Origin of the sequence: Klebsiella sp. RCJ4, assembly GCF_009025755.1 — a bacterium.
Classification (GTDB): Bacteria; Pseudomonadota; Gammaproteobacteria; order Enterobacterales; family Enterobacteriaceae; genus Klebsiella; species Klebsiella michiganensis.
The window spans coordinates 343,405-367,251 of the sequence record NZ_WCIN01000040.1 but is presented as its reverse complement, the minus strand read 5'-3'; the positions used below and the strand labels follow the sequence as shown (position 1 = coordinate 367,251).

At 60.2% G+C, this 23,847-nt stretch carries 23 protein-coding genes; 7 read left to right on the top strand and 16 right to left on the bottom strand.

What is annotated here, in order from left to right; translation table 11 throughout:
- Window positions 1–91: 91 nt before the first annotated feature.
- The 9 genes from F8562_RS18890 to F8562_RS18850 form a co-directional block, all read right to left on the bottom strand.
- On the bottom strand, window positions 92–1,495 hold the full coding sequence (locus F8562_RS18890; protein WP_014229692.1) for a DUF1996 domain-containing protein: 1,404 nt from the start codon (window positions 1,493–1,495) through the stop codon (window positions 92–94).
- 80 nt (window positions 1,496–1,575) lie between these two features.
- Window positions 1,576–2,313 (bottom strand): polyphenol oxidase family protein, encoded by a 738-nt coding sequence (locus F8562_RS18885; RefSeq protein ID WP_014229693.1) that lies wholly within the window; start codon window positions 2,311–2,313, stop codon window positions 1,576–1,578.
- A 142-nt stretch (window positions 2,314–2,455) separates the two neighbouring features.
- The gene (gene mhpT, locus F8562_RS18880; protein WP_014229694.1) at window positions 2,456–3,652 is read right to left on the bottom strand and encodes a 3-(3-hydroxy-phenyl)propionate transporter MhpT; all 1,197 of its coding nucleotides are present in this window, start codon (window positions 3,650–3,652) and stop codon (window positions 2,456–2,458) included.
- Window positions 3,653–3,726: 74 nt separating this feature from the next.
- On the bottom strand, window positions 3,727–4,743 hold the full coding sequence (gene mhpE / locus F8562_RS18875) for a 4-hydroxy-2-oxovalerate aldolase (RefSeq protein WP_014229695.1): 1,017 nt from the start codon (window positions 4,741–4,743) through the stop codon (window positions 3,727–3,729).
- The gene (gene mhpF / locus F8562_RS18870; RefSeq protein ID WP_014229696.1) at window positions 4,740–5,690 is read right to left on the bottom strand and encodes an acetaldehyde dehydrogenase; all 951 of its coding nucleotides are present in this window, start codon (window positions 5,688–5,690) and stop codon (window positions 4,740–4,742) included. Before mhpF ends, mhpE begins: the two co-directional genes overlap by 4 nt.
- Window positions 5,683–6,489 (bottom strand): 2-keto-4-pentenoate hydratase, encoded by an 807-nt coding sequence (gene mhpD, locus F8562_RS18865; RefSeq protein ID WP_014229697.1) that lies wholly within the window; start codon window positions 6,487–6,489, stop codon window positions 5,683–5,685. The genes mhpF and mhpD overlap by 8 nt, the downstream gene beginning before the upstream one ends.
- Window positions 6,490–6,498: 9 nt before the next feature.
- On the bottom strand, window positions 6,499–7,365 hold the full coding sequence (gene mhpC / locus F8562_RS18860; RefSeq protein WP_014229698.1) for a 2-hydroxy-6-oxonona-2,4-dienedioate hydrolase: 867 nt from the start codon (window positions 7,363–7,365) through the stop codon (window positions 6,499–6,501).
- A gap of 17 nt (window positions 7,366–7,382) precedes the next feature.
- Entirely contained in the window at window positions 7,383–8,327 is a 945-nt protein-coding gene (gene mhpB / locus F8562_RS18855) for a 2,3-dihydroxyphenylpropionate/2,3-dihydroxicinnamic acid 1,2-dioxygenase (protein WP_004851708.1), read from the bottom strand.
- 1 nt (window position 8,328) lies between these two features.
- Window positions 8,329–9,993: a bifunctional 3-(3-hydroxy-phenyl)propionate/3-hydroxycinnamic acid hydroxylase gene (locus tag F8562_RS18850; RefSeq protein WP_014229699.1), complete on the bottom strand. Its 1,665-nt coding sequence runs from the start codon at window positions 9,991–9,993 to the stop codon at window positions 8,329–8,331.
- A 190-nt stretch (window positions 9,994–10,183) separates the two neighbouring features.
- Between F8562_RS18850 and F8562_RS18845 the strand changes: the two genes are divergently transcribed.
- From F8562_RS18845 to F8562_RS18830, 4 genes are all read left to right on the top strand, one after another.
- Complete coding sequence (locus tag F8562_RS18845; protein WP_004851713.1) at window positions 10,184–10,990, top strand: DNA-binding transcriptional regulator; 807 nt, start codon at window positions 10,184–10,186, stop codon at window positions 10,988–10,990.
- A gap of 97 nt (window positions 10,991–11,087) precedes the next feature.
- Window positions 11,088–12,146 carry an ABC transporter substrate-binding protein gene (locus tag F8562_RS18840; protein WP_014229701.1) on the top strand — a complete coding sequence of 353 codons (1,059 nt, stop codon included), beginning with the start codon at window positions 11,088–11,090 and terminating at the stop codon, window positions 12,144–12,146.
- Window positions 12,139–13,143, top strand: coding sequence for a FecCD family ABC transporter permease (locus F8562_RS18835; RefSeq protein WP_014229702.1), 1,005 nt, complete (start codon window positions 12,139–12,141; stop codon window positions 13,141–13,143). The genes F8562_RS18840 and F8562_RS18835 overlap by 8 nt, the downstream gene beginning before the upstream one ends.
- Window positions 13,143–13,892: an ABC transporter ATP-binding protein gene (locus F8562_RS18830; protein ID WP_014229703.1), complete on the top strand. Its 750-nt coding sequence runs from the start codon at window positions 13,143–13,145 to the stop codon at window positions 13,890–13,892. Before F8562_RS18835 ends, F8562_RS18830 begins: the two co-directional genes overlap by 1 nt.
- Here the strand turns inward: F8562_RS18830 and F8562_RS18825 are convergent.
- The 4 genes from F8562_RS18825 to F8562_RS18810 all read right to left on the bottom strand — a co-directional run bounded on the left by F8562_RS18825 (window position 13,876) and on the right by F8562_RS18810 (window position 18,796).
- The gene (locus F8562_RS18825) at window positions 13,876–14,616 is read right to left on the bottom strand and encodes a substrate-binding domain-containing protein (RefSeq protein ID WP_014229704.1); all 741 of its coding nucleotides are present in this window, start codon (window positions 14,614–14,616) and stop codon (window positions 13,876–13,878) included. The two genes, F8562_RS18830 and F8562_RS18825, sit on opposite strands and share 17 nt — an antisense overlap.
- 59 nt (window positions 14,617–14,675) lie before the next feature.
- A complete protein-coding gene (locus tag F8562_RS18820; RefSeq protein ID WP_014229705.1) occupies window positions 14,676–15,512 on the bottom strand; it encodes a shikimate dehydrogenase family protein in 837 nt (278 codons plus the stop codon).
- A 31-nt stretch (window positions 15,513–15,543) separates the two neighbouring features.
- Window positions 15,544–16,863, bottom strand: a complete 1,320-nt coding sequence (locus F8562_RS18815) for an MFS transporter (RefSeq protein ID WP_014229706.1) — start codon at window positions 16,861–16,863, stop codon at window positions 15,544–15,546.
- A 79-nt stretch (window positions 16,864–16,942) separates the two neighbouring features.
- The gene (locus F8562_RS18810; protein WP_094909327.1) at window positions 16,943–18,796 is read right to left on the bottom strand and encodes a bifunctional sugar phosphate isomerase/epimerase/4-hydroxyphenylpyruvate dioxygenase family protein; all 1,854 of its coding nucleotides are present in this window, start codon (window positions 18,794–18,796) and stop codon (window positions 16,943–16,945) included.
- Between the two features lie 126 nt (window positions 18,797–18,922).
- Between F8562_RS18810 and F8562_RS18805 the strand changes: the two genes are divergently transcribed.
- A complete protein-coding gene (locus F8562_RS18805) occupies window positions 18,923–19,561 on the top strand; it encodes a TetR/AcrR family transcriptional regulator (RefSeq protein WP_014229708.1) in 639 nt (212 codons plus the stop codon).
- Window positions 19,562–19,587: 26 nt separating this feature from the next.
- Here F8562_RS18805 and fumD read toward each other — a convergent pair whose 3' ends face one another.
- On the bottom strand, window positions 19,588–19,800 hold the full coding sequence (gene fumD, locus F8562_RS18800; RefSeq protein WP_004851729.1) for a fumarate hydratase FumD: 213 nt from the start codon (window positions 19,798–19,800) through the stop codon (window positions 19,588–19,590).
- A gap of 509 nt (window positions 19,801–20,309) precedes the next feature.
- Here fumD and pykF point away from each other — a divergent pair.
- Window positions 20,310–21,722: a pyruvate kinase PykF gene (pykF, locus tag F8562_RS18790; protein ID WP_004119183.1), complete on the top strand. Its 1,413-nt coding sequence runs from the start codon at window positions 20,310–20,312 to the stop codon at window positions 21,720–21,722.
- A gap of 312 nt (window positions 21,723–22,034) precedes the next feature.
- A complete protein-coding gene (lpp, locus tag F8562_RS18785) occupies window positions 22,035–22,271 on the top strand; it encodes a murein lipoprotein Lpp (protein WP_003029373.1) in 237 nt (78 codons plus the stop codon).
- 64 nt (window positions 22,272–22,335) lie between these two features.
- Here the strand turns inward: lpp and ldtE are convergent, their stop codons facing one another.
- Window positions 22,336–23,322: a L,D-transpeptidase LdtE gene (gene ldtE, locus F8562_RS18780; RefSeq protein WP_004851735.1), complete on the bottom strand. Its 987-nt coding sequence runs from the start codon at window positions 23,320–23,322 to the stop codon at window positions 22,336–22,338.
- A gap of 101 nt (window positions 23,323–23,423) precedes the next feature.
- Window positions 23,424–23,840: a cysteine desulfuration protein SufE gene (gene sufE, locus F8562_RS18775; protein ID WP_004851737.1), complete on the bottom strand. Its 417-nt coding sequence runs from the start codon at window positions 23,838–23,840 to the stop codon at window positions 23,424–23,426.
- Window positions 23,841–23,847 lie beyond the last annotated feature (7 nt).

The following is a 23,847-nucleotide window of genomic DNA, read 5'->3' as shown; positions in this document are numbered from 1 at the left end:
CTGCGCTCTGCTCCCGGGGGCGGCGCAAGCGCCTGCCCGGGCTACAGGTCCACCGCCGTCTGCGAACCCGTCGCCCGGGGAAGGGCCGCAATCAGATCTCCGGGGTATTTTTAAAGCCCATCAGCATCAGCATCGGCTCCTGCTGCGCCCCCGCCGGGTCGAAATGATAGCGATTGCCCTGACGGTCGCCGCCGATATACCACGAGATCTCGGTTTTGCCTTCCGCCAGCGCCTTGCGCACCGCTTTATCGACATCCACCATCCGGTATTCGCGTTTGGAATTGAGGTACAGCGACGCCTCCGAACTGTAGTTGCAGGGCGGGCGATGATTCCAGGTCACGCTGTTCGCGCTCCAGTCGTTGCTCGCCGGATAGAAAAAGATCTGATCCGCGCCGTTGGTTTCCACTTTTCCGCCGTAGATCCGCAGCTGATATTTAAACAGCGAGGCGTCCTGATCCTGAGGCAGCGGCGGGATAGGGAATTTCACCAGCGTCATGGTTTCCGGATTGTGCGTGCGCCCGCCGTTTTGCCAGTTATCGCTGACCACCAGGTTTTCCGGCGCGGGATGGGCGACCGTCGGCGCGGTGCTGTCCACCAGCGCATTCTCCTTCACCGTCGTGAAGCGATACGGCACCGCGCTGCCGCAGTCGATTCCCTTGTTCATGCAGCGCTCGGTCATATAGTGCGCCCCTTCCACCGTCCAGCCGTTCATAAAATCCGCGTGCGCCGTATAGATACTGCCCCAGCGCTCTTCGCGCTTCTCACCGTCCATGATCGGATCCAGGGAGAGCTGAATCTTCGCGGTATCCAGAGATGTAATCTGCGGCAGAACGTAGGCCACATTCATATTCACCGTCGGGATTTTCACCGGATAGTCGCTCGGACAGGCGCCGTTGACGTCGTATGCCGCGTTACTGTGTCCGTGAGCCGGTTTGAGGTTGACCCCATCCCAGCAGTTGGGGAACTGAATACCGATATTAAACTGTACCGCATCGCCACCTTTCCGCAGCCCACAGACTTCGCCGGCCTTGTTGCTGTAGCCTTTGCCGTTAGCGCACAAAAAGGTGATGCGCGAGCTGGGCGCCGAACCGTGGTGATCGCCCGCCAGCAGTTCGAGACCCGCCGGGAACGGGTGCAGCGGATACTGTTCCACTTTGGTGGTCTGATAGTAGGTTTTTTGATACGCCGGCGTCACCACCTGACCATCCGGCAGCTTCATCGATGGCACCCAGTAGGCGGAACCGTCGGCCTTGTTATCGCAGGTGGTTTCCGGCTGGTCGCGCAGCGTCTGATAGGTGGAAACCGCATCGGTATGGGTATTACCAAAAAAATCATGCCACATGGCCTGATTCGGTTTGCCGAACATCATGATGGCGTCATCGCCCAACGTATGGTGATAAGCGCAGACCACGTGGGCCTGCGGGCCGGCATGAGCGGAAAACGCGCCGGCAACCAGCAGCGGCGCGAGAGTTAAAGTGAACGCGTTCAATTTCATTTTGCAATCCTCCTTGTTTGAAGGAGTGCAGAGATAGCAAACGCCCGCCGATGTTACACATCATCAAACATCATTTCGTCTCATCGGCCCGCCCCATCAGGCTCGCGCATGATCCATGAGTACTGAAATGACTTCGGCGCCGGGAAATGCGTGCGCCGACGAAACGACCCCAGCCGCTGCGGCGTGCAGTAGGTGCAGCTCCCCAGCCACTCCATGTTTTCCTCCGGTACGCCCGCGCTGCGCAGCAGGAGGTGGGCAAAAGCCCGCAGATCGAACCACGCATTGTCGCCCGCGGTCGCTTTCGCCTGCTCCCCCTCCGACGCCGCCTGATGGGACAGGAAGAGCTGCTCCCGATGGCGTTTTGCCAGCTCGCCGGCGGGCATCGCCAGCAGCGCCTGGTAGAAGTCGCCGGTGACTTCATAGCAGCAGGGGTGAATATGCGGCCCGCTCACCACCACCAGATCTTGCGGGTCGACGTGATAACGCTGAAACAGCGCAAGGCTATTTTCGATAATCCCGCTGGCCGCGCCGCGCCAGCCTGCGTGCACGCTGCAGACATAGCGCCCATCGCGCGACGCCATCAGCAGCGGCAGACAGTCGGCGGTCACCACGCCCATCTTTTGCCCGCTGACGGCGGTAAACATCGCATCGGCGTGGGGGCGCTCCGCCTGCGGCGCCCGATACTCATGTACGATATTGCTGTGAACCAGTTTAACCGGCGCCATTTCGCTATAGGGAAAGGCGGCGGTTTCATGAACGTCGAGAAAGGCGTAGCGGATACCGGGGATATCGCTCAGTAAGCGGGATGTAAAAGACATGATGCTCGGAAGAATCAATGGATGATGATTTAACCTATGCCAAAGTAGAGAGATGCGCAAGGCGGATTCCCGGGCTACCAGTCCGGTAGCCCGGGCAAGGCGCGGCTTTACCGCGCCCCCCCCCGGGAATCAGCGAAAATGCTCAGGCCAGCGCCGTGCGCTTTTGTCGGCTCATCAGCCAGAACACCGCCGCGCCCGCCAGCAGAATGCCGGGAGCGGACGCAGCCATCACCCCGACGGTGCCGGTGCCCAGCGCCAGCATTTTGCCCGCCAGCAGCGGACCGCTCATCGCGCCGAGGCGGCCAATCGCCACCGCCGTCCCCACGCCGGTGGCGCGGATTTCGGTGCGATAGAACAGCGGAGCCAGCGCGTAAAGCACGCTCTGGCCGCCAGTGGCAAACAGTCCGGCGACAAAGCCGGAGAAGAGCATTGCGGTCAGCGAGGACGCGGTCCCCAGCGCCAGCAGCGACGCCAGCATGCCGGTATAGATCAGCAGCGACATCCACAGCGGGCTGAGCTTATCCATCAGCGCCCCCAGCAGCAGCGTGCCGCAGGCGGCGCCAAACTGCAGAACAAACATCACTCCCGCCGCCTCGCTGGGGCTGAACCCCTGGCCGACTAACAGCATCGGCAGCCAGTTGATCAGCATATAGACCACCAGCAGCGTGAAAAAATAGCACAGCCACAGCAGCAGCGTGGCGGTAGCGTTGCCCGGCGCGAGGAGCGTGCGCAGCGGCACGCCCCGCGCGCTGCGCTGAAACACCGGCGATTCCGGCAGCCAGCGCAGCAGCAGCGGCACCAGCAGCAGCGGAACGATACCGCCGATCCAGAACACCGTTTGCCAGGCCGCGGCAAGGCCGAAAAAGCCCAGCGCCGCCGCCAGCGCCGCGCCGATGGGGACGCCGCAGTACATCAGGCTGACCGCCCTGCCGCGAAAGCGGGGGCCGGCGGCCTCGGAGGTTAAGGCAATCAGATTCGGCAGCGCCGCGCCCAGGCCGACGCCGGTCAGCAGCCGGGCCAGCAGCAGCGTGGGATAATTCCACGCCAGCGCAGTAGCGATTGAGAACAGGCCAAAGAGCAGCACCGAGCCCAGCAGAATTCGCTTGCGGCCATAGCGATCCGCCAGCATGCCGCCCACCAGCGCGCCGGGCAGCAGGCCGAGGATCCCGACGCTGAAAATCCAGCCCATCTGCATTTTATCCAGCGCGAACGCCTGCGCCATGCCTACGGCGGCGATGCCTGCCGCCTGCAGATCCAGCCCTTCCATCAGGGCCACCATAAAACAGAGCCCGACGGTTAACATCAGGCGCGAATTGCTTGCAGTCGTTGTTTGGGTCATAGGGTACCTTTGCGATATCCGGACAAGCGGAGCAGGTGAATGGCGGCTGATACGTTGCCAGCCGCGCGTTGCTTTTATTTGCTGCGGTTAAGCAGATCCAGCGCGACGTCGACGATCATATCTTCCTGACCGCCCACCATCCGCCGCTTGCCGAGCTCGACGAGGATATCCACCGCGCTCAGGCCGTAGCGCCCGGCGGCCGCTTCGCTGTGGCGCAGAAAGCTGGAGTAAACCCCGGCATAGCCCAGCGCCAGCGTTTCGCGGTCAACCCGCACCGGGCGATCCTGCAGCGGGCGCACCAGCTCATCGGCGGCGTTCATCAGAGCATACAGATCGGTACCGTGATTCCAGCCGAGCTTATCGGCGGCGGCGATAAACACCTCCAGCGGCGCGTTGCCCGCCCCGGCCCCCATCCCCGCCAGGCTGGCATCGATACGGTCGCAGCCCTCTTCCACCGCGGCGATGGAGTTGGCCACGCCGAGACTGAGGTTATGATGCGCGTGCATCCCGGTGGCGGTTTCCGGCTTCAGCACCGCCTTGAGGGCGCGGAAGCGATCGCGAATATCGTTCATGTTCATCGCCCCGCCGGAATCCACCACGTAAATACAGGTGGCGCCGTAGGATTCCATCTTCAGCGCCTGCTGCGCCAGCTGTTCCGGGGAGGTCATATGGCTCATCATCAGGAAGCCGACGGTGTCCATGCCCAGCTCGCGGGCGAAGGCGATATGCTGCGCGGAAACATCCGCCTCGGTGCAGTGGGTCGCCACGCGCACCACCCGAGCCCCGGCCTGATACGCGTTTTTCAGGTCGTGCAGGGTGCCAATGCCGGGTAGCAATAAAGTGGCGATCTTCGTCTGGCTGACCGACTCCGCCGCCGCCTCAATCCACTGCAGGTCGCTGTACGCGCCGAAGCCGTAGTTAAAGCTGGAACCCTGCAGACCGTCGCCGTGGGCCACCTCTATCGAATCGACGCCCGCGCAATCCAGCGCCCGGGCAATCTGGCGCACATTGTCGAGCGAGTATTGATGACGAATCGCGTGCATCCCGTCGCGCAGGGTCACGTCTGAGATATAGAGTTTTTTGCCGTTCATGCTGCTTCTCCCGCCGCGTCGTTCATCGCCTGGGCCATTTTTTCCGCCGTCGCCAGCGCCGCCGACGTCATAATATCGAGGTTACCCGCGTAGGCTGGCAGATAGTGCGCCGCCCCTTCGACCTCGAGATAAACCGCCGTTTTCAGGCCGGAGAAGCGGCCGACGCCCGGCAGGTTTACCGGTTTATCTTCCGGGATGACCTCAAACTGCACCTGCTGCTTCAGGCGATATCCCGGCACGTAGGCCTGTACCGCCGCCGCCATCTCGGCGATCGACGCGGCAATCGCCTGCTGCGATGCCGCTTCGCTCAGGACATAAACGGTGTCGCGCATCATCAGCGGCGGCTCCGCCGGATTCAGCACGATAATCGCTTTGCCTTTCGCCGCGCCGCCCACTTTCTCAATGGCCTGCGAGGTGGTTTCGGTAAATTCATCAATGTTGGCGCGCGTCCCCGGCCCGGCGGATTTGCTGGCAATCGAGGCGATGATCTCCGCATAGTGCACTTTTGCCACCCGGGAGACCGCCGCCACCATCGGGATGGTGGCCTGGCCGCCGCAGGTCACCATATTGACGTTGCCTTCGGCCAGATTGGCCTCGAGATTGACCACCGGCACGCAGTACGGGCCGATGGCCGCCGGGGTCAGGTCGATCACCCGGATCCCCGGCCTGGCTTCCCGCAGCGCGGCGTCGTTTTTCACGTGCGCTCCGGCGCTGGTGGCGTCAAAAACCACATCGATATCGGCGAATTCCGCCATCTGCATCAGGCCGCCAACGCCCTCGTGCGTGGTGGCGACGCCCATGCGCCGGGCGCGGGCCAGGCCGTCGGACTCAGGGTCGATGCCGACCATTACCGCCATCTCCAGGTGCTGCCCGTGGCGCAGAATTTTGATCATTAAATCGGTGCCGATATTGCCGGAGCCGATAATGGCGACTTTACGTTTACTCATCACTCTCTTCCTCTTTGGCGACAAAGGTCGCCGCCACTGAACCTAAACCGTCGATATGGGCGGCAAAACGATCGCCGGCGGTAATCGCCACCATCGGGCCTAACGCCCCGGTCAGCACGATATCCCCCGCCCGCAGCGGCTCGCCGAGGCTGGCCATTTTGCGCGCCAGCCACACCGCCGCGTTCAGCGGATGGCCAAGACATTCGCTGCCGCGCCCGCTGGAGACCTCTTCCTCGTTACGGGTCATGCACATCGCGCAGTTTTTCAGATCCAGCCCATCCGGGCGCCGCGCCGGGCTACCCAGCACGTAAACGCCGCAGGAGGCGTTATCGGCGACCGTATCGACAAAGCCAATCGACCAGTCGCGAATACGGCTGCCGACCACCTCCAGCGCGGGAAGCACCCAGTCGATGGCGGCGTACAGTTCATCAAAGGTGGTATCGGCATGCGGCAGATCGCGTTTCAGCACCAGGGCGATTTCGGCCTCCACTTTCGGCTGCAGCACCCGGGAGAACGGCACATCGGCGTTATCGCCGTAGCACATGTCGGCAAAAAGGGTGCCGAAGTCCGGCTGGTCAACGCCCAGCTGCTGCTGCACTTTAGGATGGGTCAGCCCCACCTTGCGTCCCGCCACCCGGCGGCCGTTCGCCACGTGGTGCTGCACGTTCATCCGCTGGATGGCGTAGGCCGCTTCCGCGTTGTCAACGCCGAGCGCATCGCGCAGCGGTTCAATCGCCTGGCCGCGGCTTTCCGCCTCACGCAGACGCTGCGCCAGTTGTTCAAGAGATAAGGTTGTCATCAGCACTCCTCAGGTACGCGCCAGAAAATCGAGCACCAGCTGGTTAAAGCTCTCCGCGTGCTCCCACTGCGCCCAGTGGCCGCAGTCGCGATAGATATGCAGTTCGGAACCGTTAATGCCCGCCAGCAGGCGCAGCCCGGCGTCCATCGGTACAAAGCGATCGTTACGCCCCCAGACGATCAGGGTCTGCGCGCGGATTTCGCCGAGACGCGGGCTAAAATCCGGGAACTGCTTCGGGTTGGCTTCCAGGCTTTGGACGAAATTATCCAGATGCTCCCGGCGCGACAGCATATTATTGAGGCGCGCTTCAAACAGCGCGTCGGTCAAATCGCGGGTATCGAAGACAAAGATGTTCATCATCTTTTTCAGGTTTTCGATGGTCGGCTCACGGTACAGGCCGTTCAGCAGCTTGATGCCTTCCGTCGGCATCGGCGTAAACAGGCTCATGCCGCCGGTTCCGCCGCCCATCAGCACCAGTTTGCCGACGCGCTCCGGCCAGCTGAGGGTAAAGGCCACCGCGCTGTGTCCGCCCATCGAATTGCCCAGCAGATGCACTTTGCTGATATCCAGCTGGTCAATCACGCTTTTCAGCACCCTGGCGTTCAGGTCGGAACGGGAGCCGCGGTTGACGATAGAATCGCTTTTTCCCCAGCCGGGGCAGTCCAGCAGAATGACCCGGTAGCCCGCCTCGACCAGCGGGTCGATATTGCGGCTAAAGTTGGCCCAGCCGGTAGCCCCGGGGCCAGAGCCGTGCAGCAGGACCACGGTTTCGTCGCCCTCGCCGCAGTCATTAAAATGGATGCGTAATGTTTCTCCGCCCTCTTCCACGCTGAGGAAACGGCTGGTGGCGGCTTCAGTTTGCGGTTGGTAGCTCATCATATACTCCCGTTAATTCAGTTCTGCGCGGCGGCGCTCAGCGAGCCAAATCCGGCAATCCACTCGGGGATTGGTCGGTAATAGCGGCCTTCGCAGCGCCAGCGGCCAAATGCGGATAGCGCGGCAAAGGCGGCCACCCAGGTTTTAATTTCGTGCGTCGATTTCCCGGCCATTGCCGACAGCTCTTCGTTACTGACGGCATCCAGCTCCGCCAGCCGCCCCTGCTCCAGCAGGCTCATAAAGCGGGTATCCCAGACGGGGTTGAGCGGATAGAGCGAGTTCTGGTCCTCGATAAACTGCTTCGCCGCGCTGATGACCCGCTGCTGGCGCAGTTCACGCTCGTCCGGCGGCAGCTGCCTGCCGCTGCCCAGCAGCCGGTCGCGCATATGGGCATCGGCCTTCGCCAGCTCCGGTACCGGCGGCTGATGCGACAGGCCGCCGGAGCCGAGGATTAATACCCGTTTATTGAGGGTGGTCAGGAAGCGGCCAATGGCTTCGCCCAGCATGCGGGTGCGCTGAAAGCCCGGCAGCGGCGACGCCACGCCGTTGATAAACACCGGCAGAACCGGCAGGGTATCCAGCCCGCCGAGCAGGAACTCCAGCGGTTGCGCAAAGCCGTGATCCACCTGCATGCAGTAGGAGACCGCCAGATCGATGCCCTCTTTCATCACCGCGTGGGCGCAGGCCTCCGCCAGCGCCGTCGGCACCGGCAGAACGCCGCTGGCGCTGCTGAAGTCGCCGATAGCGGTCGCCCCGATGCCTAAACAGAACGGCGGCATCACATCGTAGAAAAAGCCGTTGTAGTGATCGGGAGCAAACAGCACCACCAGCTCCGGGTCGAAGGCGGCAATGCGCGCCCGCGCGTCGGCGATGGTGCCGTTCACTTCGTCCAGCACCGCCTGTTCCGGGTCAACGTAGCCCACCAGCGGGGTATGGGAGAGGCAATGAAGATATGCGTTCATATCAGGCCACCTGTTCAATCGTGGTAGCCGCCTGCGCGGAAGCCAGCTGCATCTTGCTCGCCAGCGCGTCGAGCTTTTTGCTCAGGGTTTGCGGGATGGCCACGGTGGCGACGAAGCGGTCCGGACGCACCACGGCAATGGCGGTATCGTGCTGCGCGAACCAGCTTTTCAGGCGGTTTTGCGTATCGCCGACGCGGATAACGCCGGGCACGTTGTCCTGATCGCAATGAATCTGCACCTCCGGCACCACCTGGATAAAGCGCACCCCGACCGCGCGCCAGCGGGCAATTTGCTCATCGTTGAGCCCCCACTGCGGATTACAGCCCCAGGCGATAATGGCGAATCTGGCGCCAATCACCTCATCGAGCAGCGTCACCTGCCCGTTTTCCAGCGTCACCTTCGGCTGGATAAACATTTTGCCGACCGGGGACGTTTTGCTTTCGCCTTCCGCCAGCAGCGCGCCGTCGCGATACTGCGGCATCGGCTTGAAACGCATTTCAAGGAAGTAGCGTTTAACCGGCGGCAGATAGTTGAGCAGCCACGAAACGCCGTCGCGCACCGCGCCGTGCCAGCGTTTCGGCGGCGCCAGGACGTTGCCGGCGGTGACCGACAGGTCGATCATCGCTTTGGCGTGATCGCGCCGCTCCTGCTGGTAGCTGTCCAGCAGCGCCTCTCCGGCTTTGCCGTTCACCACCAGCGCCAGCTTCCAGGCCAGGTTAAAGGCGTCGCGCATACCGCTGTTGTAGCCCTGCCCCTGCCACACCGGCATGATGTGCGCCGCGTCGCCCGCCAGCAGTACGCGATCGACGCGAAAGCGTTCGGCGATGCGCGCGTTGTGGGTGTAGACGCGCTGGCGAATCAGCTCGACGTTATCCGGGTCCGGCAGCACCTTGCTCAATAGCTGGCGCATCTTGCGCGGCTCGCTGAGCTGGGCTTCGGTTTCTCCGGGCATGACCATAAATTCGAAACGCCGTACCCCGTGCGGCAGCGCGGCGGAGACGTACGGGCGCACCGGGTCGCAGCACAGGTAGACGTGCGGCGTCGCCAGCGGATCGTTGGCGATATCAATAACAATCCATTGATTCGGCGCGGTTTTGCCTTCGAAGGGAATATTCAGCGCACGACGAATGAAGCTGGCTCCGCCGTCGCAGGCCACCAGCCAGTCGGCGCGCACGGTTTCCCGCTCGCCGTCGCTGCCTTTGAGGTTCAGGGTGACACCGTCACTATTCTGGCTAAAGGCCTCTACTTCGCGGGAAAACAGGCAGCGCACGTGGGGGAAACGGCTGAGGCCGTCATACAGCACCGCGTCCACCTGCGGCTGAATAAACGCATTGCGGCGCGACCAGCCAAACTCGTCGGTCATCGGCTGAATATCGGCAAAGCAGCGCCCTTTCGGGGTGAGAAAGCGCATCGCGTGCCACGGCGTAGTATGCGGCAGCACGTTGTCGACCAGCCCCACCGCCTGCATCGCCCGCAGCGCCTCATCGTCGATACCGATGGCGCGGGGATAATCGATCAGCGACTCGAGCTTCTCAATCAGCACGACGCTGACGCCCATCTGCCCGAGGTAGTTGGCGATGGTCAGGCCAACCGGACCGGCGCCGGCAATAGCGACCTGCGCGCTGTGCTGTACCGCGGGTTGAATATCAGGATTGGATGTTGTCATTTTCAAAACCTCACGCTTCGGACAAATTGCCGTCACCGCACAACCTTCAGCAGGGCGACTTGTTAAATAAATGTGAATTTATTTTTATTGTGAGGTCAGTATAGGGTCAGTGATTTGCGCTACAATCAAAACATTACCGGATGTGCACCAGGTGCACATGATTGTTTATAATGATTTTTATAGAGGACGCATGAACGAAAACGCTTCGGCAGATTACAAAACGGTGCGCGGATTGAGCCGCGGATTATTGTTATTAAATTTGTTAAATAAATTCGACGGAGGCGCGACGGTCGGCACCCTGGCCGAGTTTAGCGGCCTGCATCGCACGACCGTCAGGCGGCTGCTGGAAACGCTACAGGACGAGGGTTACGTGCGCCGCAGCCGCTCCGATGACAGCTTTCGCCTGACGATTAAAGTGCGTCAGTTAAGTGAAGGATTTCGTGACGAACATTGGATTTCTGCCCTCGCCACGCCGCTGCTTGGCGAACTGCTGCGCGAGGTTTTATGGCCGACCGACATCACCACCCTGGACGTCGATGCGATGGTGGTGCGCGAAACCACCCACCGCTTCAGCCGCCTCTCCTTCCACCGGGCGATGGTCGGCCGCCGCCTGCCGCTGCTGCTGACCGCTTCGGGATTAACCTGGCTGGCCTTCGCGCCGGAACACGAACGAAGCCCGATTGTTGAGATGCTGGCCGCCCGGCCGGAAGCGGAGTATCAGCTGGCGCGCGAGCCGGAAAAGCTGGCCGCCATCCTCGAACGCACCCGGCAAAACGGCTACGGCGAAAACTTTCGCGGCTGGCAGCAGGAGGAGAAAATCGCTTCCATTGCCGTCCCCATTCGCCGCCAGCAGCGGGTTATCGGCTGCCTGAACCTGGTCTATATGGCTAAAGCCATGACCATTGACCAGGCGGCGCAAAAGTATCTCGCCTCGCTGCAGAAGGTCGCTACCCGCATAGAAGAACGGATGTCCGATGAAGAGGTGTTTTACCAATAACCTTGTCCATAGGGGGTAAATCGCCCGCCAGCCATTGCGCCCGGCTTCGTTATATATTTTAATATACAGCGATTCTTCCTTTGCCGCTGAGCCCATCATGTCCAGACATCCGCGCGTTTTCTTTGCTATGGCGCTGTTAAGCGCCAGCCTGTTTGCCGGTCAGGCCTTTGCCGACCGCACCCTCACCGACCAGCTGGGTCGTGAAGTCACCCTCCCCGACCACGTCACCCGCGCCGTGGTGCTCCAGCATCAGACCTTAAACCTGCTGGTGCAGCTTAACGCCGCTGACGACGTCGTCGGCGTCATGAGCAGCTGGAAAAAGCAGCTTGGCCCGCAGTTTGCGCGCTTTATGCCGGCTATTGAGACACTACCGATGCCGGGCGATCTGACGCAGGTCAATATCGAGAGCCTGCTGGCGCTGCATCCCCAGGTGGTGTTCGTTGCCAACTACGCGCCGCAGGCGATGATCCAGCAGATCCAGGGCGCCGGGATCCCGGTGGTGGCGGTCTCTCTGCGCCAGGATGCCGCGGGTGAGAAAAACAAAATGAACCCGACGATGGCCGATGAAGAGCAGGCCTATAACGAGGGGCTGAAACAGGGGATCCGCCTGATTGGCGAAGTGGTCGGCCGTCAGGCTCAGGCCGAAGCGCTGATTCAATACACCTTCAGCGCGCGCAGGCTGGCTAACGCGCCGGTTGCCGATATCCCGGAAAACGAGCGGGTGCGGGTATATATGGCCAATCCGGACCTCAACACCTACGGCTCGGGCAAATATACCGGCCTGATGATGAAGCACGCCGGGGCGCTGAACGTTGCCGCCGCCAGCGTAAAGGGCGCGCGCCAGGTCTCGCTGGAGCAGGTGCTGCAGTGGGATCCGCAGGTGATTTTCGTACAGGACCGCTACCCGGAGGTGGTCAAACAGATACAAAACGACCCGCAGTGGCAGAGCATTGACGCGGTCAAAAATCACCGCGTGTGGCTGATGCCGGAATACGCCAAGGCCTGGGGCTACCCGATGCCGGAGGCGCTGGCGATCGGCGAGCTGTGGATGGCGAAAAAACTCTACCCCTCACGCTATAACAGCGTCGATGTCGAGGCGAAGGCGCGGGAGTACTATCAGCGTTTCTACCGCGTGAAGTGGACGCCGGATGCGTAGTCATCGTCATCCGGCCCTGCTGCAATGTACCCTCGCGCTGGTGACGATCGTGATTGCAATCGCTTCACTCTGCCTCGGGCAGTATCCGTTAAGCCTGGCGGAAGTTTTTCGCCAGCTAGCGCATCTTTCTCCCCTCGACGGCGTCGCCGGCCAGGTGGTGTGGTCGGTGCGGCTGCCGAGGATCGTGATGGCGCTGCTGGCCGGCGGCGCGCTGGGGCTATGCGGGGCCACCTTACAGGGCGTATTCCAGAATCCGCTGGTGGACCCGCATATCATCGGCGTCACCTCCGGTTCCGCCTTCGGCGGGACGCTGGCGATTCTGCTGGGGCTGAACGCCGCGCTGATGATGGCCTCGACCTTTCTCTTCGGCCTTGCCGCGCTGATGCTGGTCTATCTGATAGCCGCGCTGCAGGGGCGCGAAAGCACCCTGGTGCTGATCCTCTCAGGCATTATCCTCAGCGGCTTTTTTGCCGCCCTGGTGAGCCTGATGCAGTACCTGGCCGATAGCGAAGAGACGCTGCCGAATATTGTTTTCTGGCTACTCGGCAGCTTCGCCACCGCCAGCTGGCACAAAGTCCTGCTGATGGCGCTACCGGTAGCCTGCGCCGCGATGGTGCTGTTTAAGCTCCGCTGGCGCATTAACCTGCTGGCGCTGGAGGAGAAAGATGCCCGCGGTCTGGGGGTTGCGGTGACCGGGCTGCGTCGCGGGGTGCTGGTGTGCTGCGCGGTGCTGGTCGCCGCTCAGGTGGCGGTCAGCGGCAGCATCGCGTGGGTCGGGCTGGTGATCCCGCATCTGGCGCGGCTGCTGGCCGGCGCCGATCACCGGCGTCTTCTCCCTACCGCCTTCTGGCTCGGCGGCGGTTTTATGATCGTCGTCGATGACCTCGCCCGCACGCTGATCCAGGCCGAAATCCCCATTGGAATCATCACCGCGCTGCTTGGCGCGCCGCTGTTCACCTGGCTGCTGGTGCAGTCGCGACGCACAGGCGCGCGCTGATGACCCTTTCCCTACAGTTAAGCGACCTGCTCTACGGCCACAGCCGACCGCTGTTCGCACCGCTGAACCTGCAGTGCCGTTCCGGCGATATCTGGGCGGTACTCGGCGCTAACGGCCGCGGCAAAAGCACTCTGCTCGATACCCTGACCGGGGTACTGACGCCGATCGGCGGTGGGTTTACCTGCGCGGGCGGTCTCGCCATCGTGCCGCAGCATTTTCGCCCGGCTTTTGGCTGGCAGGTGCGCGACGTGGTGCTGATGGGACGGGCGCGCCACGTTAATCTGTTCGCTCAGCCAACAGCGGAAGACGAACGTGAGGTGCAGAAGGCGCTGGCGCAGCTGGGGATCGCGGCGCTGGCCGACAAGGTGTTTTGCGCGCTGTCCGGCGGCCAGCAGCAGCTGGTGCTTATCGCCAGGGCGCTGGTGGGCGCCAGCCAGAATATCCTGCTGGATGAACCCTGCTCGGCGCTGGATCTGGCCAACCAGCAGCTGGTGCTGCAGCTCATCAGCGACCTGGCCCATCGCCAGAAGCGCACGGTGCTGTTTACCACGCACGATCCGACCCACGCCCTGCAGGTGGCGAACCAGACCTTGCTGCTGCTGCCCGACGGTGAATGGCTGGCGGGAGAATCAGCCGCCGTGCTGACGGAAGCGAATCTTCAGCGCGCGTATGGTTTAGCGGTACGCAAAGTCCATCCCCCCGGGTCGGCGCTGCCGCTGCTGGCTCCCCAGTTTACGATTCGTCGCTGATAGGCAAAAAACCGGCGTCTTTCAGTAAGCGCTGCCCCTCCGCGCCGAGGATAAAGCGGCACAGCCGCTGCGCCCCGGCGCTCTGTTCAATCTGCGCCAGCAGGTAGTCGCAGCGAACATTCCACGCCGGCGGAATAAGCAGCGTGCGCAGATCGCTGCACGCCGCCATCTGCGCGGCGTAGTGCGCATAGCCGATAAACAGATCGGTTAAGTTTTCACGGATCAGCCACGCCCCGGCGATTTCTCCCGCCGGCACCGGCAGCGAGTCTCGGCCGCCTACCAGCGGCCGCGCGCGCGCCATGATGGCGGCGCCGACGCCGGGACAGCGCTCTTCAATGTGGGAGAAAAGCTGCCAGGTGTAGTCGCCTGAAGGGTCGCAGCCCGGCGTTGAGGTTGCCAGGCGTAGGTCCGGGTCGCTGAGCAGCGCCAGCCACTCCCGCGTCTCGGTTGTTGCGCCGTGGCGGGCGGTCAGCATCAGCTGATTCCGGGCGAACAGATAGCACGCCCCGGCCAGCCCGGCCTGACGCAGCGCCTGCGGATGTTGGCTATTGGCCGAGGCGAACACCGAGCACGGCTCTCCGCCCTCAATGCGCTCGCGCAGCAGCCCTGCCGGACCAAAATGGACCTCGACCGGGATGCCGGTCTGTTGCTGAAAGCGCGCCAGCAGCGGAATGAAAGCGCTTTTCAGGCTTCCCGCCGCCAGCAGCGTTAGGGAGGGAGTCATAAGAACCATCGCTATATAGTCATAAATACAGCGCTATAATAACGCAGGTTCAGGTCATTTCAGTAGCGAATTTCCGCCAGTTCGCGCAGCTGTTCCGGCGTCGCCACCGGCAGGTTAAAGAAGCGCAGATAGGCCGGGATCATTTCAAACAGCATGTCGGTGCCGCGCTGAATGGGGCAGCCCGCCGCCTGCGCCGCCTGCAGTAGCGGAGTGAACTCCTGGGCCATAACCACTTCGCCGACAAAGGTGCCCGGCGTCAGGCGCTGCGGGTCCAGCGGCAGCGGATCGCCCTCTTTCATCCCCAGCGGCGTGGCGTTGACCACCAGATCGTGCCCCTGCGGATCGCGCTGCATCAGCGTAATGTCCAGCCGAGGATAGTGCTCAAGCAGACGCCCGGCCAGCGCTTCCGCCGTCTGCGAACAGATATCGTACAGCGTCAGGGCGCTGACGCCCGCCGCCGCCAGCGATGCGGCAATGGCCGAGCCGACGCCGCCGCTGCCCACCACCAGCGCCCGCGCCCCTCGCGTCTCGAAACCTTTACGCGTGATACCGAGGACAAAGCCTTCGCCGTCAAACATATCGCCGCTCAGCGTGCCGTCGGCTTCGGGACGAATCGCGTTACAGGCGCCCGCTATCGCCGCCGTTGGGCTAAGATGCTGCACCAGCCCGCAGGTGGCGATTTTGTGCGGCATGGTGACCAGCGCGCCAATAATATTGGTCATCTTAAACAGCATCGGCACAAAGGCGGCGTAATCCTCAGGCTTGACGCCCATCGGCACCACTTTGGCGTCAACCTGCTGATGAGCCAACCACGGGTTGTAAATCATCGGCGCTTTAAATTTCGCGGTCGGATAGCCAAGATGCGCTATCAGCCGCGTATTTCCACTAATCACCATTCCCTGCTCCTTTAACAACGACTGCATCACGTTACTGCGAAAGTTCGATACGCTTGACATCGCCCAGGATAAAGACATAAGCCGCCACGCCCAGCAGCGCTGCGCCGCCGATATAAATCAGCGCGTAAAAGAAGTTGCCGGAGGCGGCAACAATGAAACCGATAATCAGCGGCGTCAGGATCCCGGCGAGGTTAGCGCAGAAGTTAAACAGGCCGCCGGTCAGACCGCCAAGGCCTTTCGGCGCGATGTCGGAGATCAACGTCCAGCCCAGCCCGACCATCCCCTGACCAAAAAAGGCGAACGACATCACCAGAATCACTGCCAGATCGCTGGTCAGCCAGTTGGCGGAGATAATGGTGCTCGCCATTAGCAGACCGGCAATGATCGGCAGCTTACGCCCGAGGTTCGCCGAGCCGGTGGCCTTCAGCAGCTTATCGGAGACCCAGCCGCCGAACATCACGCCGCCCGCCGCCGCCAGAAACGGCATGATGGCGAAGAAGCCGACCTTAATCCACGGCATATGGCGCTCGGTGGCCAGATAGGTTGGAAACCAGGTCAGGAAGAAGACCAGCACCGTATTACCGGCAAACTGCCCGATGCTGGCGCCGAGAATCTGCCGTTTCGCCAGCAGCTGGCGGATCAGCGGCCAGCTAAAGGCGGTATGCTGCTCTGCGCCGGTGGACATTCCGCCGCCGTTGACGATGTGCTCGCGCTCCAGCTGATTGAGGTGTTTATCCTCATGCGGCTCGCGATAGCAGCGCCACCACACCAGCGCGAACATCACGCCGGCGGCGCCGACGCTAATAAACAGCGCGCGCCAGCCAAAGCTGCCCATTATCCAGAACAGCAGCGGCGCAAAACAGGCCAGCCCGAGATATTCGCCGACGGTATAGATCGCCGTCGCCTTGGCGCGCTCCTGCTGCGGGAACCAGGCGCTCACCACCCGGCTGTTCACCGGGAAACAGGGGGCTTCGCTGACGCCGAGGCCAAAACGGCACAGCAGCAGGGTTTTCAGGCCGACCGCCAGGCCGTGGAACAGGGTGAATAGCGACCACAGGGTCAGCGCCAGAAAATAGGTGACTTTATTACCGAAGCGGTCAAGAAAGATGCCGCCGGGGATCTGCGCCAGCGCGTAGGTCCAGGCAAAGGCGGAGAATACGATGCCCATCATCGCGGCATCAATACCCAGCTCTGCGGTCAGCTGCGGCGCGGCAATCCCCAGCACCGTGCGGTCGAGATAGTTGATCATGGTGCCGACCGCCAGCAGCGCAAGGATACCGATACGCCGCCGGGAAGGCCGCGCGCCGGACGCGGCGGCCGCCGTCGTGTGATTATGGCTATAAGAGTTCATAGTCGTTTCCTGTCATAGGGTACAGCCGGATGTTGTTATTGTGTTTGCGACGTTGGGTTGTGAACCATTTGCTACATTACTAGGTGTACTGCATTGCTGACAAGCGTACAGCTGCATTTACAGCACCATAAAGTGCGTAACCGTTGCGCCGCTCGGTCAGTTCAAAGAAAAAGCGTCCGGCAGAAAACGGGCGGGTATAAAGGTGCAGGAATTCACCGCCGCTTCCGTCACGATCGTAAAGAATTTCATTATTCTTCAACAGGTTGACCTGAACATCCTCGCCAAAACGGGCCAACAGATCTTCATAGTAGTTCGCCGGGATCGGCAGCGCGTTGACCGCAACCGGTGCCAGGCTGGCGAGCGTGGAGGGTAAATCGTGGCAGGCAAACGCCGCGTGCTGTAAACCTGCTCCCTGATAACAGGCTACCGAACGGGCAATTTGCGTGGCGCGGCTTTGCGAAATATTGAGCGCGAGACGAATGTCGCCCTGCGGACTGCGCACCGCCAGGCTACGCACCAGCCCGTAAGGATCGGGCAGGGTCTGCTCATGTTCGAGCGTAAAGCCGAATACGGTGCGGAAAAAGATGATCCAGTTATCGCGGCTGTCCGCTTCCATGCCGAGGGCCAGATGATCGATACCCCGATAATCGTTGCGCGGCGTGACGTTCGCGCGCAGATGAAAATCGCGGGTGTAGATATCGTCCCCCATCTCAATCAGATAAATAAGGCTGCCGTCCGGGGCGCAAACCGCCGGGATGGGGCTTTCGTTCGGCCCGGCATCGCCCTGCCAGGTGGCGTAGCCTAAGGCGCGGGCGCGTTCCACGATCGCCGCGCTCTGGCTGACGCGCAGCGCCATGGCGCAGAGGGAAACCCCGTGACGCTGGTGAAAATGATCGGCCCAGCTATGCGGCTGGGCGTTAACCACCACCCTCGCCCCGCCGTTGCGCCAGAGGGCGACGCGTTTTGAGCGATGCGTCCCCTCTTCGGCAAAGCCGAGCTGCGTCAGCCTGTGTCCGAGTTCGCCCGCCTGCGCCGGCGTGGCGGCAAACTCGATAAACTCCAGCCCGGCGTAGAGGGGCAGTTCAGCGGAGGAAAACAGCGGCGCCCGGCTTTCCGGCAGCCGCTGAAGGACCTGCTCTTCCAGCCACAGCAGCGCGCGATAGCCATCTTTCGCCGTCGCGCCGTTGGGCGATGCGCGGAAGCTGTCGTTAAAGATCTCCAGCGACCAGGGGCCGCAGTAGCCGCGGCGGGTAAGATCGCAGGCAAACTCCACCAGGGGCAGCTGCCCCTGGCCGGGAAAACAGCGGAAGTGACGGCTCCATTCGAGGATATCCATTTTCATCAGCGGCGCGTCGGCCATCTGTACAAAGGTGATTTTTTCCAGCGGCACGTCCGCCAGCTGCGCCAGCGTATCGCCGCGCGCCAGCACGTGGAAACTGTCGAGCACGATGCCCAGCGCCGGGCTATCGACGCTTTTGACCCGCGCCCACGCCTGATGCCAGCGGTTGACGTGGGTGCCCCAGGCCAGCGCCTCGTAGCCAATCGTGATGTGTTCCTGCTCCGCCAGCGCAGCAAGGGCGCGTAAGTCGGCGACCTGCAGCTCGACGTCGGCGGAACAGTCCGGCTGAACGTTGCTGCACAGCAGCAGGGTGTCGCAGCCCAGCTCGTGCATAAGCGCAAATTTGCGCCTGGCGCGTTCCATGTTGGCGGCAAACTGGGCTCGGCTGGCGCCTTCAAAATCACGAAATGGTTGAAAAAGCGTGATTTTTAGCCCTAAATCTGCCGCCAGGTGGCGGATATCGGCCGGCGTACCGGTATAATAGAGCAGATCGTTTTCGAAGATTTCGACGCCCTGATAGCCCGCCGCTGCGATGGCATGGAGCTTTTCGGGTAAGGTACCGGAGATCGAGACGGTGGCGATGGAACGCAACATAGAGTCCTCGGGTCATTAGCTGACTTAGTGACCTGAATATGTATCATTTGGTTCAAATGCGCCATGATTGGTTGCAAAATTGTGATCAATATGTGTATTTTTTGCATCTCAAGAAAAGGAGCCGTTATGTCCGTCGTTGCTCATGATGAAGCGCAGTCTCTGAAAGAGCGGATCTTCGCCGCCGCCATTACCGTTTTCGCCGAGCATGGACTGTCAGGCGCGCGGATGGAGCAAATCGCCACCGAAGCGCAGACCACCAAACGCATGGTGGTCTACTACTTCAAGACCAAAGAGCTGCTTTATCAGGCCGTGCTGCAGCACGTCTACGCGAGGATCCGCGAAACCGAGCAGCAGCTCGGGCTGGAAAACGTACCGCCGGTAGAGGCGCTGGTGCAGCTGGTGAAGTGGAGCGTGCGCTATCACGCCACGCACGCTGACTATATGCGGGTGATCTGTATGGAAAACATGCAGCGCGGGAAATGGCTGAAAAGTTCAGGTCAGCTGAAACCGCTGAACCGCACCGCCCTGTCGATCCTGGAAGATATTCTTCAGCGCGGGCAGCAGCAAGGGGTGTTTCAGGCAGGGCTGGAAGCGCGCGATGTGCATCGATTAATCAGCAGCTTTAGCTTCTACCAGGTATCAAACTTTTATACGTTCAGCAGCCTCTACCTGGACGATCCGATGCCGGCTATTGATGATGAAGCGATGGTCGCCCATCACTGCGATATTGCCGTCAAGGCGGTTATTCGCTTTGTGATTTCCTGAAGCGCGCGGGAAGCGCCCGGCGGCGGCTAGTTTCCGGAAAGCGCATGGACCACCTTCTCCATCGCTTCCTGCGTCAGCGCGGAACGTTTGATTTTCGGGTTCGCCAGGGCGGTACGCACCACGCCGGCGATAACGATATGCTTTGGCTCCTGACCCAGGTCGCGCATCTCCAGCACGACTTTGCCCACTACGCGGCACATTTCCTGATACAGCGCCTCATCTTTGGCTGTGTTTCCCATTCTATTTCACTCTCAATTTTTCATTATCAATCAAATCATTATTGATATATTTCCTGAGTAAATCAAACCAGCTCCGCGTTTGTGCCTCAGAGACCGCTTTTCCCTGGCAAACTTGTGAATAAACCCGCGTTTCCGCCCTCTTTATCTTGTCAGGTGATGAAAAAATGTGTTGCGCATAAGCGTAGGATTAGTTTGCATTTTGTTAAGTATATAACTATAGAAATGAAACATGGTTTTCATTTTCTTTTTTGGATTTGGCAACGTATAATGCCCAACAAATTCTTATTGAATGGTTTCAGCGCATTGGATTGCATGACTAAACGCATAACACGTTGCCTCTTTTCATGGGCTGAACCGCCAGCACACATTCTTCTGCACGCTCTTTTGTTGTCACCTATCCTTAGAGCGTGGCATAGCAACTTTCGTAATACAGGTTTAACTCTGCGGCAGTGCGCCCACGGAGTCAGATTCCCCATCCCTATCCTTCACAACTTAAAGATTAAACTGTCATGAAAAAGACCAAAATTGTTTGCACCATCGGTCCGAAAACCGAATCCGAAGAGATGTTGACCAAAATGCTGGACGCTGGCATGAACGTTATGCGTCTGAACTTCTCTCACGGTGACTACGCGGAACACGGTCAGCGCATCCAGAACCTGCGCAATGTGATGAGTAAAACCGGTAAGAAAGCGGCAATCCTTCTGGATACCAAAGGTCCGGAAATCCGTACCATTAAGCTGGAAGGCGGCAACGACGTTTCTCTGAAAGCGGGCCAGACCTTTACCTTCACCACCGACAAATCCGTTGTCGGTAATAACGAAATCGTTGCGGTGACCTATGAAGGTTTCACCAGCGACCTGAGCGTCGGCAACACCGTACTGGTTGACGATGGTCTGATCGGTATGGAAGTCACCGCTATCGAAGGCAACAAAGTTGTTTGTAAAGTGCTGAACAACGGCGACCTTGGCGAGAACAAAGGCGTTAACCTGCCGGGCGTGTCTATCGCTCTGCCGGCGCTGGCCGAAAAAGACAAGCAGGACCTGATCTTTGGTTGCGAACAGGGCGTTGACTTTGTTGCGGCCTCCTTTATCCGTAAGCGTTCTGACGTCGTTGAAATCCGCGAGCACCTGAAAGCCCACGGCGGCGAGAAGATCCAGATCATCTCCAAAATTGAAAACCAGGAAGGCCTGAACAACTTCGACGAGATCCTCGAAGCCTCTGACGGCATCATGGTTGCGCGTGGCGACCTGGGCGTTGAAATCCCGGTTGAAGAAGTGATCTTCGCGCAGAAGATGATGATCGAAAAATGTATCCGCGCGCGTAAAGTCGTTATCACCGCGACTCAGATGCTGGATTCTATGATCAAAAACCCGCGTCCGACCCGTGCGGAAGCAGGCGACGTGGCTAACGCCATCCTCGACGGCACCGACGCAGTTATGCTGTCCGGCGAATCCGCAAAAGGTAAATACCCGCTGGAAGCGGTCACCATCATGGCGACCATCTGCGAACGTACCGACCGCGTGATGACCAGCCGTCTTGAATACAACAACGACAACCGTAAGCTGCGCATCACCGAAGCGGTTTGCCGCGGTGCGGTTGAAACGGCTGAAAAACTGGAAGCGCCGCTGATCGTTGTGGCAACCCAGGGCGGTAAATCCGCGCGCGCCGTACGTAAATACTTCCCGGATGCCACCATCCTGGCGCTGACCACCAATGAAACGACCGCGCGTCAGCTGGTGCTGAGCAAAGGCGTTGTGGCGCAGCTGGTTGAAGATATCTCTTCTACCGATGCCTTCTATATCCAGGGTAAAGAGCTGGCGCTGCAGAGCGGCCTGGCGCGTAAAGGCGACGTGGTTGTTATGGTCTCCGGCGCGTTAGTCCCGAGCGGAACCACCAATACCGCTTCCGTGCACGTGCTGTAATAATTTACAGGTTAATTAGTATTTCCTTTAAAAGCGCCTCTTCGGGGCGCTTTTTTTTATTCTGGCACTAGCCGCTATTAATAAAAATGCAAATCGGAATTTACTATTTAATGCGAGATTATCTAAGATGAATCCGATGGAAGCGCGCTGTTTTCACTCGCCTTTTTAAAGTTACGTGATGATTTCGATGCTTCTTTGAGCGAACGATCAAAAATAAGTGCATTCAGGTAAAAAAATATTCTCATCACAAAAAAGTTTGTGTAATACTTGTAACGCTACATGGAGATTAACTCAATCTAGAGGGTATTAATAATGAATCGTACTAAACTGGTACTGGGCGCGGTAATCCTGGGTTCTACTCTGCTGGCTGGTTGCTCCAGCAATGCTAAAATCGATCAGCTGTCTTCTGACGTTCAGACTCTGAACGCTAAAGTTGACCAGCTGAGCAACGACGTGAACGCAATGCGTTCCGACGTTCAGGCTGCTAAAGATGACGCAGCTCGCGCTAACCAGCGTCTGGACAACGCAGCTACTAAATACCGCAAGTAATAGTATCTGTGTAATAAAAATGGCGCACATTGTGCGCCATTTTTTTTGCCTTACCTTTTCCCGCCTACTGCACCCTTTTCGCTTCATCTACCGGCGTATTATTCTGTACCGACAGGCTCGACGCGGTGCTTCCGCTAGCCGATACCACCACCGGATATCCTGCCCGCCGGGTCAGCGCGCGTTTAAGCTGCGCCTCATCAACCGCTTTATCCCCCGAGAATTGATGAAACTCCGCCGGAAGCGTATAGGCCATGGTCTGCGCATTGCTGGCCTCATCCGGCGTCAACGGGCGATGAACTTCAACATAGCGCTTACCGTCCGGCTCCACGGCGAACTTGACCGGCTGGTTGATAATCCGTACCGGCGTCCCGCTTTTCACCTGATTGAATAAAGACTGGATATCCGCCGCGTTCATGCGCATACAGCCGGAGCTGACGCGCAGACCCACGCTGTCCGGCGCGCTGGTGCCATGAATCAGATATTCACCGTTACCGTACGCCAGACGGAGCGCATAGCGGCCTAGCGGGTTATTCGGCCCTGCGGGCACGACCGGCGGCAGTTTAATCCCCTTCTCCAGCGAACGGGCGCGGATGCCCGCCGTCGGCGTCCAGGTAGGGTTCGGGATTTTCTGCCCTATGCGGGTCGTCATCTCCGGCGTCTCCAGCCCCTGCTGACCAATCCCCAGGGGATAGACCTGCACCTGATTGACGCCCGGCGGGAAGTAGTACAGGCGCAGCTCGGCCAGGTTGACGACGATGCCCTCGCGCGGCACGTCCGGCAGCAGCATCTGCGAAGGTATCAGCACCTGAGTACCCGGTTTAGGCTGCACCGGCGCAATGGTATCGTTCGCTTCAAGGATCAGCATCGCCGCCGTATCAAAACGACGGGCAATCGCCTGCAGGTTGCGGTCACCCTCCTGTACCGTCCAGAACTGGTTCTCACCAATCAGACGACTGTTGGCAGGAGGAAGGGGGTAATCAACGGCCCAGGCGGCGTGGGACGCGCTGAGGGCGCTCAGAAGGGCAATGGTGATAAGAGAAGCGCGTTTCATACTGAGATTCCTTCTTTCGCTGATAAAACGCCAGGCCTGTTATGCACGACGGGAGGCGAGCCTCCCGTCGTGCATAACAGAATGAAATCTACTGTTTTATTCTAGCTAAGATTTGCTGCTTTCGCGCGAATTGCGCGGATCATGGCTTCCAGTCCTTGCGACCGCGAGGGGGTAAGGTGCTGCGTCAGGGCCATTTTTTCAAACCACGGACGCACGTCAAACGCGGTGATATCTTTGGCCGTCATCTGGTCATAGAGGATAAACACCACCGCGATAAGGCCTTTGACGATGGCCGCATCGCTGTCGCCGCGAAGCGCAATCGCGCCGCTCTGCTCCTGCGTCATCACGATCCACACCTGGCTCTGGCAGCCCTGAATGATGTTCTGCGCGGTGTGTTCCTCCGGGCTCAGCGGCGCCAGGCGCTGACCCAGTTCAATAATATAGAGATACTTCTCTTCCCAGTTCGCACAACGGCTAAAGTTGCGCAGCAGTTTGTCTCTGTCCGGTAACGCCGCCATAGTTGCT

Excerpts from the sequence above, each read along its gene's own strand:
- F8562_RS18890 (WP_014229692.1), bottom strand. The coding sequence starts at position 1,495 with ATGAAATTGAACGCGTTCACTTTAACTCTCGCGCCGCTGCTGGTTGCC.
- mhpF (WP_014229696.1), bottom strand. The coding sequence starts at position 5,690 with ATGAGTAAACGTAAAGTCGCCATTATCGGCTCCGGCAATATCGGCACC.
- F8562_RS18810 (WP_094909327.1), bottom strand. The coding sequence starts at position 18,796 with ATGTTGCGTTCCATCGCCACCGTCTCGATCTCCGGTACCTTACCCGAA.
- lpp (WP_003029373.1), top strand. The coding sequence starts at position 22,035 with ATGAATCGTACTAAACTGGTACTGGGCGCGGTAATCCTGGGTTCTACT.
- F8562_RS18840 (WP_014229701.1), top strand. The coding sequence starts at position 11,088 with ATGTCCAGACATCCGCGCGTTTTCTTTGCTATGGCGCTGTTAAGCGCC.
- ldtE (WP_004851735.1), bottom strand. The coding sequence starts at position 23,322 with ATGAAACGCGCTTCTCTTATCACCATTGCCCTTCTGAGCGCCCTCAGC.
- mhpE (WP_014229695.1), bottom strand. The coding sequence starts at position 4,743 with ATGAACGGCAAAAAACTCTATATCTCAGACGTGACCCTGCGCGACGGG.
- sufE (WP_004851737.1), bottom strand. The coding sequence starts at position 23,840 with ATGGCGGCGTTACCGGACAGAGACAAACTGCTGCGCAACTTTAGCCGT.
- F8562_RS18845 (WP_004851713.1), top strand. The coding sequence starts at position 10,184 with ATGAACGAAAACGCTTCGGCAGATTACAAAACGGTGCGCGGATTGAGC.
- F8562_RS18805 (WP_014229708.1), top strand. The coding sequence starts at position 18,923 with ATGTCCGTCGTTGCTCATGATGAAGCGCAGTCTCTGAAAGAGCGGATC.
- F8562_RS18815 (WP_014229706.1), bottom strand. The coding sequence starts at position 16,863 with ATGAACTCTTATAGCCATAATCACACGACGGCGGCCGCCGCGTCCGGC.
- F8562_RS18885 (WP_014229693.1), bottom strand. The coding sequence starts at position 2,313 with ATGTCTTTTACATCCCGCTTACTGAGCGATATCCCCGGTATCCGCTAC.
- mhpT (WP_014229694.1), bottom strand. The coding sequence starts at position 3,652 with ATGACCCAAACAACGACTGCAAGCAATTCGCGCCTGATGTTAACCGTC.
- fumD (WP_004851729.1), bottom strand. The coding sequence starts at position 19,800 with ATGGGAAACACAGCCAAAGATGAGGCGCTGTATCAGGAAATGTGCCGC.
- F8562_RS18825 (WP_014229704.1), bottom strand. The coding sequence starts at position 14,616 with ATGACTCCCTCCCTAACGCTGCTGGCGGCGGGAAGCCTGAAAAGCGCT.
- F8562_RS18850 (WP_014229699.1), bottom strand. The coding sequence starts at position 9,993 with ATGACAACATCCAATCCTGATATTCAACCCGCGGTACAGCACAGCGCG.
- F8562_RS18820 (WP_014229705.1), bottom strand. The coding sequence starts at position 15,512 with ATGGTGATTAGTGGAAATACGCGGCTGATAGCGCATCTTGGCTATCCG.
- mhpC (WP_014229698.1), bottom strand. The coding sequence starts at position 7,365 with ATGAGCTACCAACCGCAAACTGAAGCCGCCACCAGCCGTTTCCTCAGC.
- F8562_RS18835 (WP_014229702.1), top strand. The coding sequence starts at position 12,139 with ATGCGTAGTCATCGTCATCCGGCCCTGCTGCAATGTACCCTCGCGCTG.
- mhpB (WP_004851708.1), bottom strand. The coding sequence starts at position 8,327 with ATGAACGCATATCTTCATTGCCTCTCCCATACCCCGCTGGTGGGCTAC.
- F8562_RS18830 (WP_014229703.1), top strand. The coding sequence starts at position 13,143 with ATGACCCTTTCCCTACAGTTAAGCGACCTGCTCTACGGCCACAGCCGA.
- pykF (WP_004119183.1), top strand. The coding sequence starts at position 20,310 with ATGAAAAAGACCAAAATTGTTTGCACCATCGGTCCGAAAACCGAATCC.
- mhpD (WP_014229697.1), bottom strand. The coding sequence starts at position 6,489 with ATGACAACCTTATCTCTTGAACAACTGGCGCAGCGTCTGCGTGAGGCG.